General features: G+C 64.0%; 8 protein-coding genes. 2 read left to right on the forward strand and 6 right to left on the reverse strand.

Annotated features, from left to right (window positions below):
* Nucleotides 1-386: 386 nt before the first annotated feature.
* Genes ACFVTG_RS13290 through ACFVTG_RS13300 form a run of 3 tightly spaced genes read right to left on the reverse strand, consistent with a single transcriptional unit; the run spans nucleotide 387 to nucleotide 7,955 of the window.
* Nucleotides 387-4,073 (reverse strand): 1,4-alpha-glucan branching enzyme, encoded by a 3,687-nt coding sequence (locus tag ACFVTG_RS13290; RefSeq protein WP_390281094.1) that lies wholly within the window; start codon nucleotides 4,071-4,073, stop codon nucleotides 387-389.
* A 1-nt stretch (nucleotide 4,074) separates the two neighbouring features.
* Complete coding sequence (gene treS, locus ACFVTG_RS13295; protein ID WP_284754238.1) at nucleotides 4,075-5,871, reverse strand: maltose alpha-D-glucosyltransferase; 1,797 nt, start codon at nucleotides 5,869-5,871, stop codon at nucleotides 4,075-4,077.
* 5 nt (nucleotides 5,872-5,876) lie between these two features.
* The gene (locus ACFVTG_RS13300) at nucleotides 5,877-7,955 is read right to left on the reverse strand and encodes an alpha-1,4-glucan--maltose-1-phosphate maltosyltransferase (RefSeq protein WP_390281096.1); all 2,079 of its coding nucleotides are present in this window, start codon (nucleotides 7,953-7,955) and stop codon (nucleotides 5,877-5,879) included.
* Between the two features lie 131 nt (nucleotides 7,956-8,086).
* Here ACFVTG_RS13300 and glgP point away from each other — a divergent pair, with 131 nt between their 5' ends.
* Complete coding sequence (gene glgP / locus ACFVTG_RS13305) at nucleotides 8,087-10,705, forward strand: alpha-glucan family phosphorylase (protein ID WP_390281098.1); 2,619 nt, start codon at nucleotides 8,087-8,089, stop codon at nucleotides 10,703-10,705.
* 107 nt (nucleotides 10,706-10,812) lie between these two features.
* Here glgP and ACFVTG_RS13310 read toward each other — a convergent pair whose 3' ends face one another.
* Both ACFVTG_RS13310 and glgX read right to left on the reverse strand, forming a co-directional pair.
* Complete coding sequence (locus tag ACFVTG_RS13310; RefSeq protein ID WP_390281100.1) at nucleotides 10,813-11,172, reverse strand: barstar family protein; 360 nt, start codon at nucleotides 11,170-11,172, stop codon at nucleotides 10,813-10,815.
* A gap of 5 nt (nucleotides 11,173-11,177) precedes the next feature.
* On the reverse strand, nucleotides 11,178-13,286 hold the full coding sequence (gene glgX, locus ACFVTG_RS13315; protein WP_390281102.1) for a glycogen debranching protein GlgX: 2,109 nt from the start codon (nucleotides 13,284-13,286) through the stop codon (nucleotides 11,178-11,180).
* A 282-nt stretch (nucleotides 13,287-13,568) separates the two neighbouring features.
* Here glgX and ACFVTG_RS13320 point away from each other — a divergent pair, with 282 nt between their 5' ends.
* The gene (locus ACFVTG_RS13320; protein WP_390281104.1) at nucleotides 13,569-14,381 is read left to right on the forward strand and encodes a carbon-nitrogen hydrolase family protein; all 813 of its coding nucleotides are present in this window, start codon (nucleotides 13,569-13,571) and stop codon (nucleotides 14,379-14,381) included.
* A gap of 221 nt (nucleotides 14,382-14,602) precedes the next feature.
* On the opposite strand, the gene rlmB is transcribed toward ACFVTG_RS13320, so the two are convergent.
* Complete coding sequence (gene rlmB, locus ACFVTG_RS13325) at nucleotides 14,603-15,598, reverse strand: 23S rRNA (guanosine(2251)-2'-O)-methyltransferase RlmB (RefSeq protein WP_390281106.1); 996 nt, start codon at nucleotides 15,596-15,598, stop codon at nucleotides 14,603-14,605.
* Nucleotides 15,599-15,641: the final 43 nt, after the last annotated feature.

Consider the following 15,641-nt stretch of genomic DNA (forward strand, 5'->3'; position numbering starts at 1 on the left):
GAGGTGACACGAAACCAGCCAAAACAACCAATTCATATAAATAAATCGGTATCAACAAACTTGGCACACTATTGAGTTCTCAAACAACAGACACACCCGGCACCACCCACACCCACCAAAGGGTCCAGGATCGCTCCGGAGCAACTTTCCAAACTTACCGGCTGCTTGCCTCCTAGTCAAATCGGCGTTCTTGACTTGATCTTCACGAGGAACTCAGTCAACTTCACCGATCTCCACTGGGGAGCAGCGCGGGTACTAACTATACCACCACTTCACCGGGGAGGCAAAACCCCCGCCAGACGAGCTCCTGTGCCTCCGCAGCGGCACGAAAGGTCCAAAGCGAAAGCCCGGAAGCACGCGGCTTCCGGGCTCCCACCTAAGAACAGCTAACCCACAAGCGTGAACCAAGAAGCTCCAAGCGGCGGCAGCGTGACGGTCAGTGCCGCAGGCAATCCTTCCGCACCCGGTGCGGTGGCAAGCAGCTCACCGCTGTTGATCACGCCCGAGCCTCCGTACACCTCGGCGTCAGTGTTGAGTACTTCCTGCCAAGCGCCGGCAGACGGGACGCCAAGCACATAGTCCTGGTGCGGGCCTCCCGAGAAATTCACGGCGCATACCAGGGGCTTGCCGTCGTGGTCCCACCGGATAAAGGTCAGTACGTTGCGATCCGCGTCCGCGCCGTTGATCCACTGGAAACCGCCAGGCTCGTTGTCCCGGACATGCAGGGCCGGCGTCGAGCTGTACAGCGAGTTCAACTCACGGGTGAGCAATTGCAGTCCGCGGTGCGACGGGATGTCCGCAAGGAACCAGTCGAGCCCGTGCTGCTCGGACCATTCGGCCTCTTGGCCGAATTCGGTACCCATGAAGATGAGCTGCTTGCCCGGGTGCGCCCACTGGTAAGCCATGAACGCCCGCAGGTTGGCTAGCTGCTGCCAGCGGTCGCCGGGCATTTTGCGCAGCATGGATCCCTTGCCGTGTACTACCTCGTCGTGGCTGATGGGCAACAGGAAGTTTTCCGTGAATGCATAGACCATGGAGAACGTCACCGTACCGTGGTGCCAGCGGCGGTTCACCGGGTTTTCGGAGATGTACTTGAGGGAGTCGTGCATCCAGCCCATGTTCCATTTGAGCCCGAATCCGAGGCCGCCATGGTTGGTCGGCGCGGTAACGCCCGGGAACGCCGTGGATTCCTCGGCAATGGTCACTGCCCCGGGGTGGGTCTTGTAGATCGTGGCGTTGACCTCTTGGAGGAAGGAAATGGCTTCCAGGTTCTCGCGTCCACCGTGGACATTGGGGAACCACTCCCCGTCCTCACGCGAATAGTCCCTGTAGAGCATGGAGGCCACGGCATCCACCCGGAGCCCGTCGATGTGGAATTCCTCGAGCCAGTAGAGCGCGTTCGCGACCAGGAAGTTGCGAACCTCGGTGCGGCCGAAGTCGAAGATGAGCGTGCCCCAGTCCGGGTGCTCGCCGAGTCGGGGATCGGAGTGTTCGTACAGTGGTTCGCCGTCGAAGCGGGCAAGGGCCCATGCGTCCTTCGGGAAGTGCGCGGGGACCCAGTCGAGGATGACGCCGATACCCGCCTGATGCAGCGAATCGACCAGGAACCGGAACTCATCCGGATGCCCGAAGCGGGAGGTCGGAGCAAAGTAGGACGTGACTTGGTAGCCCCACGAACCGCCGAAGGGGTGCTCCGCCACCGGCATGAACTCCACGTGGGTGAAGCCAAGCCACTTCACGTATTCCACGAGGTCCTTGGCCAGCTCCTTGTACCCGAGGCCAAGGCGCCACGACCCAAGGTGGACTTCGTAGACGCTCATGGGCGAGTTGTGCGGATCCTTGTTGGCGCGCGCCGTCATCCAGGCGTCGTCCTTGAAGCGGTAGCCGGACTCCACCACGCGTGACGCGGTCAGGGGTGGAACTTCGGTGCCGAAGGCGAGCGGGTCGGCCTTCTCCACCCAATGGCCGGCCTTGGTGAGCAGCTCGAATTTGTAGCACGCCCCTGCTGAAACGCCCGGAATGAAGACTTCCCAAACGCCTGAAGACCCGAGTGAGCGCAAGGCGTGTTCACGCCCGTCCCAAGAGTTGAAGTCGCCCTTGACGCGGACCGCCTGAGCGTTCGGCGCCCAGACGGCGAAGGAGACGCCGTCTACATCGCCAAGTGGCGAGCGGTAGTGCTGGACGTGGGAGCCCAGTGTGTCCCAGAGCCGTTCGTGCCGGCCTTCGCCGATGAGGTGGAGGTCCACCTCTCCGACGGTTGGAAGGTAGTGGTAGGGATCATTGATCGTCACCGGCGCTGAATCGCCGTACACAACTTCCAGGCGGTAGTCCGGCACGTGGCCGTGCTGCAGCGGTTCGAGGACCGCCACCCAGACGCCGTCGGTCTCGTGGGTCATCGGGGTGGAACCGGCTTCGGTGACTACAGTTACCTCCGCCGCCAAGTGCTTGACCGTGCGGATGGTGACGTGACCGTGGTCGTCAAGGTGGGCACCAAGCACCGAGTGCGGGGCATGGTGCGCACCAGCGGCCACCCGGCCCAGGGTAGCGGCGTCCACATACAGCGGGACTCGGGGCCGTTCGGTACGTGCTGAGCCTGTCATTTCCTTACCTTCCGATGTCGCCGCGGCATCCGTGCCGGGGCTCGTATTTCCGAGGAGCTGCCGCGAAGCATTGACCGGAATGGGCAACCAATCCGGCCTGTTCCGCAGCTCGTAGATCACCTCGTACAAGGCCTTGTCCAGCCACAATGCCACAAACAGCGGCGATCGGCGGTCAATAGTTCCAGGGGTGATGTCGCTGTAGCCGGCCAGGAACGCCTCGGCGCAGTCGTCAACCCACGTGGCGGGAACCCGGGCGCCCGGATTCTCGCGGATGGCCGCACCGGCGGCGTAGTCGAAGGATCGCAGCATTCCGACGACGTCCCGCAGGGGAACGTCGGGAATGTTACGGTGTTCGATCGGCCGCAAGGGTTCGCCTTCAAAGTCCAGGATCGCCCACCGACCCGGTTCTCCCGCGGTGCCGGGCACCAACAGGATCTGGCCCAAGTGAAGGTCTCCGTGAATGCGCTGCAGCATCCCGGCTTCCTTGCCCGACAGTTGCGTCAGGAGTGCCTCGAGTTGCTGCTCGTGGGGCCCGACGGCGGTGCCCGCCTCAGCCCAAGACTGGCGGACGCGCCGCGCTACTTCGGGTGCGATGTCCTGGCCGGGAACGCGTTCCCGGGCGGTTCCGAGGGTTTCCGCGAGCCGCAGATGCACGGTGGCAGTCGCTTGGCCCAGCTGCCGCGCTTCGGCGGAAAAGTCCCTGCCTGAAGCCGCGGCGTCGACGGCGAGGCGCCAGGCGTCCTGCCCGCCCGCAAGGAATTCGTGGGCCACGGCGAAATCCGCCGATGCCGCGCCGTGCCGGCCCAGGGGCGTCCGCACCTCCCAGGTTCCCGTGATCCAGCCAAGGGTGGAAGGCACTTCCTTCGTGCCCGCCGCGGTCAGGGCCGCGCCAACCTCCACTTCGGGGTTCTTGCCGACCGACAGGACCCGGAAGATCTTCACGATCGCCGCGGACACGCCGTCGTCGACGATCACTGAAGTGTTGGACTGCTCGCCGGAAGAGACACGCACGGATCCTGAGGCAGTGGGCAGCCGCAGGCTGCCGGGCACCGTATGCCCGCTCGCCGTGCATTCCCCCTCTCCGGGTTCGGCGGACGACTGACCCCGGATGAGATCGAGCATTGCCGCCACGAAGTCAGGATCGTGGGGAGCGTCATATACCCAGACCGGCGGGTCCTGCTCACTTGTTCCACCGATCTGGCCCACCGAGGCAGTTGCCAAGGCGGCCGCTGGCGCGGAGCGAAAGCTGAGCGGTACCTGGATGATGTCAGTCTGCCTCCCGCCATCGGCCGTGGCGTAAGCGACGGAGATCAGCTGGACCTCCAGGCCGGTCCCGGCGGCGGGCTCAGGAAGCCCGAACGAGCCGACGAAATCCAGTTCGAATGACCCTGCCTTGACGGGAAACCAGCGCTGCCGGGGCAGCCATTCCTTGAGCAGGGAGGCGAGGACCGTGGTGGGCGCCATGTGACTCATGTCAGCCTTCGATGGACAGCACTGGGATGGCCTGGGTGTACGGCGAGGAGCCGGTGGAACCCGCCGAGCGCACCCGAAGCCAGAAGAAGTCGTGGCTACCGAGCGTGAGGGTCAGGGAGCCGTCGGCGCCGATGCCCGGGAACGGCTGGCCGCCGAACACATCCCGCAGGCCCCTTCCGGCGTATTCAGGGATATCGAGGGTCGTAGCAACCGGATGTTGGGACAGGTTGAAAACGCAGAGGATGGATTCGGCATCCTCGCCTTCCGGATTGTCCTCCCGCAGCTCGCGCATGTAGGCAAGAACCACCTCGTGGTCCGCCGGAACGTGCCGGAAGTCGCCTAGACCGAAGGCTGGGTGGTTCCTCCGGACGCTCAGGATCTGGCGTGTCCAGCGCAGGAGCGATCCGGAATGGGCCGCTTCGGCCTCGACGTTCGCCATGCTGTAGTTGTAGACCAACGACTGGATGACGGGCAGGTAGAGCTTTCCGGGATCGGCGTTGGAGAAACCTGCGTTGCGGTCCGGGTTCCATTGCATCGGCGTGCGGACGGCGTCGCGATCGTCAAGCCAGATGTTGTCTCCCATCCCGATTTCATCCCCGTAGTACAGGAAGGGGCTGCCCGGCAGGGAAAGCAACAACGCATTGATCAGCTCGATCTCCGAGCGGGAGTTGTCCAGCAGGGAGGCGAGCCTGCGCCGGATGCCGATGTTGGCCCGCATGCGCGGGTCCGGAGCGTACCAGCCCAACATGGCGGCACGTTCGTCAGCGGTGACCATCTCGAGGGTGAGTTCGTCGTGGTTGCGCAGGAAGGTCCCCCATTGCGCGCCGGCCGGGATTCCCGGGGTATCCCGCAGCGTCTCGATGATGGGAGCGGCCTTCTGGTCGCGGAGCGCGTAGTACAGGCGCGGCATGATGGGAAAGTGGAAGGCCATGTGGCACTCCGGTTCTTCCTCGGTGCCAAAGTACTCGACGACGTCGTGCGGCGGTTGGTTGGCTTCGGCGATGATCACACGGCCCGGGTAGTTCTCGTCCACCATCTTCCGAAGGTCACGCAGGAAGCCATGGGTGGCCGGCAGGTTCTCGCAATTGGTGCCCTCTTCTTCGAAGAGGTACGGGATGGCATCTGCCCGGAATCCATCAATGCCTTGGTCCAGCCAGAACTTGACGACGTCGTGGACGGCCTCGATGACCTTCGGGTTTTCGAAGTTCAGGTCGGGTTGGTGGCTGAAGAAACGGTGCCAGAAGAACTGCCGGCGGATCGGATCGAACGTCCAGTTGGACTCTTCCGTGTCCACGAAGATGATGCGCGCGTCCTGGTACTTCTCGTCGGTGTCACTCCACACGTAGAAGTCGCCGAACGGCCCATCCGGGTTCTTGCGTGACTCCTGGAACCAAGGGTGTTGGTCCGAGGTGTGGTTCAGCGGGAGGTCGATGATGACCCTGACGCCCCTCGCGTGGGCCTCGGCGACGAGCCGCTTGAAGTCGCTGATGGTGCCGAACTCGTCCAACACGGACGTGTAATCGGAAATGTCGTAACCGCCGTCGCGCAAGGGCGAATCGAAGAACGGCGGCAGCCACAAACAATCCACTCCGAGCCACTGCAGATAATCCAACTTGTCGATGAGTCCGTGGAAATCACCGGAACCGTCACCATTCGCATCCGCGAAGGCCCTCACCAGAACCTCGTAGAAAACAGCCTTCCGATACCAATGTGGGTCATGTTGAAGACCCGGGGCGTTCAGCTCGAAAGTGTTCTTCGGCGTGAAGTACTGACTCTGACCCTGCGGATTGAAGCTCACTAAGGCTACCTCCGGATATTGAGAATGTGTGCCGGTTCTACATGGGCGTCCAGTCGGACGTAGTTGTATTCGCCCCACTCCCAGCTTTCGCCGCTGACCAAATCATCCACCCAGAATCGTCCGTTGGCGGTGAAGTCGGCCGGATCCAGCGAAAGAGCTGAGAGATCCAGCGTCACGGTGCTTTCCCTGGTGCCGTGGGGATCGACGTTGACCACAATGATCAAGGTGTCCTTGCTGCCGTCGGGCAAGGTCTTGTGCTTGGAGAACACGATGGTGGCGTCATCCGTGCTGTGATGCAGAGTCAGGTTCTGCAGATCACCCAAGGCGGGGTGGGCTTTCCGGATGGCGTTAAGCCGCGTGATGTAGGGGGTGAGACTGTGCCCCGACGCCGCTGCGGCATCCCAGTCGCGGTTCTTGAACTCGTATTTCTCGTTGTCGATGTACTCTTCGGCTCCGGGACGCGCCACATGCTCGTACAGCTCGAATCCGGCGTATACGCCCCAGAGCGGGCTGGCCGTGGCTGCCAGTGCTGCGCGGATGCGGAACGCAGCCGGACCGCCGTATTGGAGGTATTCGGTGAGGATATCCGGGGTGTTGACGAAGAAATTGGGCCTGAAGTACGCCGGGGATTCGTGGCTGACCTCCTGGAAATACGATTCCAGTTCGGTTTTGGTGTTCCGCCATGTGAAGTACGTGTACGACTGTTGGAAACCTGCCCGGCCGAGGGCGTGCATCATCGCGGGGCGGGTGAACGCCTCGGCGAGGAAAACGACGTCGGGGTGCTTCTTGTTGACCTTGGCGATCAGCCATTCCCAGAACCACACCGGTTTGGTGTGCGGGTTGTCGACGCGGAAAATCTTCACTCCGTGGCTCACCCAGAGGAAGACGATCCGCAGGATTTCCTTGGACAGTCCGGCCGGATCGTTGTCGAAGTTCAGCGGGTAGATGTCCTGGTACTTCTTCGGCGGGTTTTCGGCATACGCGATGCTGCCGTCCACGCGAGTGGTGAACCATTCGGGGTTGGTCTTCACCCAGGGGTGGTCCGGGGCGGCCTGCAGCGCCAAGTCCAGCGCCACCTCGAGGCCCAGCTCATTGGCGCGGGCCACAAAAGCGTCGAAGTCCTCGAACGATCCCAATTCCGGATGGATGGCGTCGTGCCCGCCGGCCTCGGAGCCGATGGCCCACGGCGAGCCGGGATCCTGCGGACCCGGAGTCAGGGTGTTGTTGCGTCCCTTGCGGTGCTGGAAACCAATCGGGTGGATGGGCGGCAGGTAGATGACGTCGAAGCCCATCTCCGCAACGGCGTCGAGCCTCCTGGCCGCCGTCGTGAAGTTGCCTGAAGTCCACGTTCCGGTGGAGGGATCGAAAACGGCGCCTTCGGAACGCGGGAAGAATTCGTACCAGGCTCCGCGCCCGGCCAAGTCACGCTCCACGAGGAGCGGGTATTGTTCCGAGACGGTCACCAGTTCACGGATCGGCTGGCGCTCGACGACGGCTGCGACCTCTGCGCTGAAGCCGTCGGCAAGGCGCTCCTCGGCAGTCTTCGAAGTATCGGCGAGGCCTTCGGAGGCAGCGCGAAGGGTGCGCTTGTCAGCCGCGCTTCGCGTGCTTTCGCCGGCGGCTTCCGCGAGCAGGGCGACGCCCTCGGCGAGCATCAGCTCCACGTCGATGCCGGCTTCGACCTTTACTTCGGCGTTGTGATGCCATGTGCCGTAGCGGTCGTGCCAGGCCTCGATCGCGAAAGTCCAGGCTCCGGGCGCCGTCGGGGTCAGCAGGCCCTCCCAACGGTCGGTTCCTTTGCCACGCTCACCCGGCGCAGGGGCGAGCCGGACACGCTGGCGTTCTTTGCCTTTGGGGTCCAGCAGGATAGCGCTAACCCCCAGCTGGTCGTGGCCCTCGCGGAAGACCGTGGCGCCAACCACCAAGTCTTCACCAGGCAGTGCCTTGGCCGGGAACCGGCCTTCCTCGATCACGGGCTGCACGGCCGTGATGGGGAATCTGCCGAACTTAAGACCATCGGTGATACCGGTCTTCTGCTTGGACTTGGATGCTGAGCTGGATCGCGGTGCTGCAGTAGTGGTCACAACCTCGACGTTAGCGAGAAAAATCACATTTTGCGAAGAGGTGCCCCAGACTCTTCCGCGCAATGTGTCATTTACCTAAAAGAAACCGAAAGCTGTTCCTGCCGTCCACCGAGTGGATTAGTGTGACGCTCGTGAAGGCAATTCGAAGGTTTACCGTCCGTACCCTGCTCCCCGAGCCGATCCGGCCGCTGGCTCGTCTCGCGACGAATCTGCGCTGGTCGTGGCACCGACCTACCCGCGAGCTCTTTGCGAGCCTTGACCAGGAATTGTGGGAGGAGAGCCGTCACGATCCAATAAGCCTCCTCGGGTCAATCAGCCGCGATCAGCTGGACCAACTTGCTTCCAACAATGAACTTGTAGAACGTGTGCAGCACGCGGCTGCGGATCTGGACCGGTATTTGAGCGAGCCGCGCTGGTACCAGGGCCTGGGTCCGGACGCTCCGGCGTGCATCGCGTATTTCTCGCCGGAGTTCGGCATCACCGAGGTGCTTCCGCAGTATTCCGGCGGCTTGGGGATCCTGGCCGGGGACCATTTGAAGGCGGCTTCGGACCTGGGTGTGCCGTTGATCGGCGTCGGGCTGCTCTACCAGGCGGGCTATTTCAAGCAGTCCCTTTCCCGGGACGCCTGGCAGCAGGAGACCTACCCGGTCCTTGACCCCGACGGGTTGCCGCTGACACTGCTGCGCGAGCCGTCCGAGGACGGCACCGGCAAGCCGGTGACGATTTCGCTCCCGCTACCCAACGGACGCAAGCTCAACGCGCACATCTGGCGTGCCGACGTCGGGCGGGTGCCGCTGCTGCTGCTCGATTCGAACGTTCCGGCCAACGACGACGCCGCGCGCGGGATCACGGACCGCCTCTACGGCGGCGGCGGTGACCACCGCCTGCAGCAGGAGCTGCTGCTGGGCATGGGCGGGGTGAAGGCGCTGCGGGTCTACCAGCGGCTCACGGGCACCCCGGCCCCGGAGGTGTTCCACACCAACGAAGGCCACGCCGGGTTCCTGGGCATCGAACGGATCCAGGAGCTCATGTCCTCCGAGGCCCCGCTGAGCTGGTCCGAGGCCCTGGCCGCCGGACGCGCGTCCACGGTGTTCACCACCCACACCCCCGTGCCGGCCGGCATCGACCGCTTCGAGGCCGTGCAGATCAGGCACTTCTTCGACGCCGGCCTGGCCCCGGACGTGCCGGTGGAGAAGGTCCTGGAACTGGGCAGGGAAAACTACGAGGGCGGCAACCCCGCGGTCTTCAACATGGCCGTCATGGGCCTGCGCCTGGCGCAGCGGGCCAACGGCGTGGCCAAACTCCACGGGGTGGTCTCCCGCGAGATGTTCTCCGGGCTCTGGCCAGGCTTCGACCACTCCGAAATCCCGATCACCTCCGTCACCAACGGCGTCCACGTGCCCACCTGGGTGGATCCGCGCATCTCCGCCTTGGCCCGCCAGCAGTTTGGAACCGAGGCCGAGGCCTTGGGCCGTTGGGATCTCGCCTACAACGTAAGCGACGAGGACGTGTGGTCGCTGCGGCGGCAACTCCGCGTCTCCCTCGTGGAGGATGTCCGGCGTCGGCTCCGGGCGGCGTGGAAGAAGCGCGGCGCGGCGGATGCCGAGCTGGGCTGGACGGACACCGTGCTGGACCCGGACGTGTTGACGATCGGCTTCGCCCGGCGCGTGCCCACCTACAAGCGCCTGACCCTGATGCTCCGGGACCCGGCCCGGCTCAAGGCGCTGCTGCTGCACCCGAAGCACCCCATCCAGCTGGTCATCGCCGGCAAGTCCCACCCCGCGGACGACGCCGGGAAGAAGATGATCCAGGACCTGGTGAAGTTCACCGACGACCCCGCCGTGCGGCACCGGATCGTGTTCCTGCCCAACTACGACATCGCCATGGCCCGCACCCTGTTCCCGGGCTGCGACGTGTGGCTGAACAACCCGCTCCGGCCCCTGGAGGCCTGCGGGACCTCCGGGATGAAGGCGGCCATCAACGGCTCCCTGAACCTCTCGGTCCTGGACGGCTGGTGGGATGAGATGTACGACGGCGAGAACGGCTGGGCGATCCCCACCGCAAACAACGACGCCTCACCCACCGAACGCGATGACATCGAAGCGGCCGCGCTCTACGAGCTCCTGGAGACCCAGGTGGCCCCGCGCTTCTACGGCTCCACGGTCTCCGCGGAAGCCGGCGCGGCCGGGCCCTCGCAGTCCGGCCCGGAAGCGATCCCGACGCACTGGGTCTCCATGATCAAGCACACCCTGGCCCACCTCGGCCCGGCCGTCTCGGCCGACCGGATGCTCCAGGACTACGTCAACACCCTCTACCGCCCGGCAGCGGAGTCCGGTCGGCATGCCGTGGCGGGCTCCTTCAAGGAAGCGAAGGAGCTCGCGGCGTGGACCACCAAGGTTCGCAACGCCTGGCCGCAACTGATCGTTGAACACGTCGACTCCGTGGGCGTCTCCGAGGAGCCCCAGGTCGGGGACACTCTCCAGGTCAACGCGTACATCGCCCTGCACACCCTGACACCGGACGACGTCAGCGTCGAGGTAGCTTACGGGCGGGCTGAAGAAAGCGATGAGTTGGAGGACATCACCGTGGCCGAACTGAACTCGTTCGAGGATCTTGGCAACGGGCGCCACCTGTTCACGGGGTCCATCCTGATCAACCGCTCCGGATCCTTCGGCTACACCGTCCGGGTCTTCCCGAAGCACCCCTCCCTGGCCTCCAAGGCCGAACTGGGGCTGATCGTCAACGCGTAGCGGCTAACCGGGCCCCGGGTGTCAGCAATCCTACGCGTGCTAGCTCCTTCGTCGCTTTTGACGCACGCTTCCGGATCACTGACACCCGGCGGATTCGGTTTAGTTGGCTACTGCTGGAAGACCGCTATGACGGCGATGTCCCGCCCGGAGTAGGATTCGGCGTCCTGGAGGATTTCGCAAACCAACCCGAAGGAGCGGTCTGTCCGGTAGGCCGCCGGGACCTGCCAAATCAGGGTGACGGGTGGTTGGTCATCCTCAGAGACGCTGTCTGCGAAATCGTGGAGTGAATCGTTGAGCGCGTCCAGGTTCACCCCGTAGTACTCGGGGAAATCGAGCACCTGGCCGAACACTTCCAAGACGGCCTTCTTGCTGGCTGCCGGCGGCACCATCACGGTGCGGCGGCCGGCGTCGGACACTTGTTCCTGCAGTTCTTCCAGTGTCCAGGTGTCTGCGGAATAGATCTTCATGGTTCCTAGGTGCGGTAGACGTTGATGGTGTTGCCTTGGACGACTTCCCGCTCGCCTGCCGCGACCAGTGCTCCCTGCCTGCGGTCATTGAGCTCGGACGTCGTCAGGCGTAGTTCGAACATCCGGCTCCCCGCCCCGGACTCGGCAACCAACTTGGGCAGGACAACCTTCTGGTCATCCTTGTTCCCGTTGATCACGATCAAGCCGCGGTAAGCGCCGCCCTCCGAGCTCACCAAAAGCTGCACAACCCGCAGGGATGGATCGTGCCAACGGGCTGCCGTCATAGGCTGGCCCTTGTCGTCAAACCAATCCAGGCCCGTCCCCTTGTCCGGGAAGCCTGCGTCCTGGGCCTGCATGAACTCCTTGCGGAGCCGGATCACCCGTTTGGTGCTCCGCAGCATCTCATGCGATTCGGGTGTCTGGGTCCAGTCGATCCACGTCAGGGGGTTGTCCTGGCAATAGGCGTTGTTGTTTCCCTGCTGTGTGCGCCCGAGTTCGTCTCCGGCAGTGATCATGGGCACGCCGATGGAGATCATCAACGTGGTCATGAGGTTCCGCTTCGAAAGGGCGCGCGCCGCAAGGATCCTCTCGTTCTCCGTGCGTCCTTCGAATCCGTGGTTGTAGCTGCGGTTGTCACTGTGGCCATCGCGGTTTTGTTCGCCGTTGGCCTCGTTGTGCTTACGGTCGTAGGACACCAAGTCGGCGAGCGTGAAACCGTCGTGGGCGGTGATGAAGTTGAGGGAGGCGAGCCTGGAGCGTCCCGACGATTCAAATACCCGCGTGGAGCCAGTCAAGGCGTCGGCCAGGACTCCCACGTTGCCGCCGGACATCCCCGCGTCGGCAGCGCCCCGGTCAGAGAGCCAGAAGCGACGCACGCCGTCGCGGAAGTGATCGTTCCAGTCCACCCATCCTTCGGGGAAGCGCCCGGTCTGCCAGCCACCGTAGCCCACGTCCCACGGTTCGGAAATGAGCTTGGTCCGGGAGATCACCGGATCCTCCGCGATCCGCTTCAGGAAAGGGTGCTCAGGATCGAACTCGTTGCCCGCGTTGCGGCACAGGGTCACGGCAAGGTCGAAACGGAAGCCGTCTATGTGGAATTCTTCCGCCCAATAGCGCAGCGACTCAATGGCCAGATCCACTACCCTGGGTTCGGCGAAATTGAGGGTGTTGCCGCAGCCCGTCGTATCGAGGTAGCGGCCGTGGGCATCGTGGCGGTAGTACCGCTCCTCGCCCAGGCCCCTGAAACTGAAGGTGTCGCCGTCGGGCCCGCCTTCCGCTGTGTGGTTGTAGACGACGTCGAGGATCACCTCGATCCCGGCGGCGTGCAGGAGCTTCACCATGCCCTTGAATTCGTCCTGGACGGCGTGGGGGCCGGCCTGCTGGGCGGCCTGCGTGGCGTAGTCCGCATGGGGCGCAAAGAAGGCTGCGGTGTTGTAGCCCCAATAGTTGGTCAGGCCCAGGTACTGCAGGTGCTGCTCGTCCATGTGGAAGTGGATGGGCAGCAATTGAACGGCCGTGACTCCCAGTGAGTGGAAGTGCTCGATCATTGCGGGGTGGGCCATGCCGGCGTAGGTGCCGCGGAGGTGCTCCGGGATATCGGGATGCAGCATGCTTTGGCCACGGACGTGGGCCTCGTAGACAATGGTGTCCCGCCACGTCGTGCGCAGCGGACGGTCGTCACCCCAGTCGAAACCCGATTCCATCCGCACGGAAGTCAGCAGTTCACCCCGCTGGTGCACCGCCCGACCGTACGGATCCAGCAACAGCTGCTCGGCGTCGTCGGCGTCAAAGTCCGGAGCAGGAACGGACAGTGGAAGCGCGTCATCGTGGACTGCCGCGCGGAAGCCGTACCGGGTGCCGGGTGGCAGCCCGTCCACGATCCCGTAGTGCACGCCGTCCTCAAGTTTGGGCAGCGTGTGGACTTTCCAGGAGTCACCGGGGGCCTTGTACGCGATTTCGACCCGAGTAAGTCCGGGGGCCCATAGAGCGACGTTGACCCGGTCCGGCGAGGGGGTGTCGCCGTCGGACACTTCAGGCCGCGGAATACTCAGCCCGAGCGGCGACGGCCGCGAGGCGTCCACTGTAGATGCTGTGTCAAAAATCGGCATAACCATTACTTGAGAGTTTAGTCTCCGACGCCAATTCTCCCTTGCCCGCGGCCCATATGACAGTGGCCATGCCCGGCAACCGGAACCAAGCCGGCGGCCCCGGCGAACGCAAACAAGCCCCTCACCTGCTGAAACGTCGAATCGCCCGGCTCATTGCGCTTTTCGTGAAACCAGCCGTTTGAGCGGATTGTGTCGGTTGCGCCGAATGCGCCCCCACCCACGCGGATGAGTTCGAATCCTCGGCACGGTCGTTGCATACTTTGGCTATACACCAATGTGGAGGTAATTGTGCGAATCGCCCTTGCTCAACTCATCAGCGGCCGCGAGCTGGCAGAGAACCTGGTCCTTTTGGAAGACTACGCCCGCCGGGCCAAGGAAGGCGGCGCAGAGCTCGTGGTGTTCCCCGAAGCGACCATGCGGGCGTTCGGGAATTCCCTGCTTGACATCGCCGAACCCCTTGACGGGCCATGGGCCAGCCAGGTGCGGAAGATCGCCCAGGACCTTGGGATCGTGATCGTGGCCGGAATGTTCACTCCCGGGCTGGCGTCCGACGGCAGCAACAACGGCAAGGTCCGGAACACCCTGATCGCCACCGGGCCCGGAGTGGACACCAGCTACGACAAGATCCACCTCTTCGACGCCTTCGGCTTTGCCGAATCGGACACCGTCGACGCAGGCACTGATCCGGTGACGTTCGACGCCGGAGGGCTCACCTTTGGCTTGGCCACGTGCTACGACATCCGTTTCCCGGCCCTCTTCACCGCCAATGCCGATCGTGGAGCCGTCGTGAATATCGTGTCCGCTTCCTGGGGTGCCGGGCCGGGGAAGGCGGAACAGTGGAAACTGCTCGCGCGCGCCCGGGCGATCGACACCACGACCTTCGTGCTTGCTTGCGGCCAGGGCGATCCCGCGAGCCAAGGCCGTGAACCCAAGGGTGCGGCGCCGACCGGAGTGGGGCACTCCGTCGTCGTGTCCCCCTTGGGAAACGTGCTGGAAGAGCTCGACGCCGAGCCAGGCCTCTTGTTCGCGGAGCTGGATGCCGCCGTCGTCGAGGACGCACGGGCCAAGCTCCCGGTCCTAGCCAACCGCCGCGAGTTCTAACCCCGGCTTCTCGAGGGAACACTGACGCTCGCTCACATCTGGTGTTAAATCGACGGACGCTCGCTCACATCTGGCGCCAAATGGACGGACGCTCGCTCACATCTGGCGCCAAATGGACGGACGCTCGCTCACATCAAGTGAGCGAGCGTCCGTCGGAAACACCCTATAAGTGAGCGAGCGTCTGTATTTGGCCGGCGGCTGTGCCGCCACCCACCGCAGGGTTACTTCGTGGCGCGCTGCCTTGAGACTTCGTACAAGGAGATGCCCACGGCCATGGAGGCGTTGAGCGATTCCATGGCCGAGTCGATCGGAATGGAGATGATCTGGTCGCAGTTTTCGCGGACCAGGCGGCTGAGGCCCTTGCCCTCGGAACCCACGACAATGCACACGGGATCGGTGGCCAAGGAGAGATCCGGCAGCGAGACATCGCCGTCGCCGTCCAGGCCCAACACGAAGATGCCCATCTGCTTGAACTGCTTGAGGGCGTTGTTCAGGTTGGCCGCCCGGGCCACGGGGACGCGGACCGCCGCGCCTGCGCTGGTCTTCCAAGCCGAAGCGGTGACGCCGACGGAGCGGCGCTCCGGGACAATCACGCCGTGGCCGCTGAAGGCGGAAACGGAGCGGATGATGGCGCCCAGGTTGCGGGGGTCGGTGATGCCGTCGAGCGCAACGAAGAGGGGCGCGTTGGGAATGTACCCCTTCTTCCATTTGGCGACCGTCTCTTCGGCGAGGTCGTAGGCGTCCTGGTATTCGTACGGCGGGATCTGCAGTACGAGGCCCTGGTGGACGGCGTCTTCGGTCATGCGGTCCAGCTCGGGCTTACCGGTTTCCAGCAGCGGGATGCCCCGTTCGGCGGCGAGCTTGAGGGACTCCTTGACGCGGTCGTCCATCTCGATCCGGATGGCAACGTGCAGTGCCTTCGCGGGGATTCCGGCGCGCAGCGCCTCCACCACGGAGTTGCGTCCAGTGACCACTTCCTCGGTAGCCCGGCCCTTCGGGCCTGAGCGGGCGCCCGGGTTGGAGCGGCTGGCGCCCCCGGCTGCGCGTTTGGCCGCGGAGCGCTCGGCGAGCTGCTTGCTCTTGTACGCCTTGTGGTACTCGCGGTCCTCAGCCTTGGGGGTTGGACCCCTGCCTTCCAAGGCCTTTCGACCGTGGCCACCGGTTCCGGTGGTGGGGCCCTTCTTGCTTTTGACAGCCCGGCGACCGTTGTTGGCCATGAATTCCACCCTTGATTGTGTTGAGTACGTCTGCAATCAAGTC

It is taken from the genome of Arthrobacter sp. NPDC058127 (genome assembly GCF_042884555.1).
Lineage (GTDB): Bacteria > Actinomycetota > Actinomycetes > Actinomycetales > Micrococcaceae > Arthrobacter.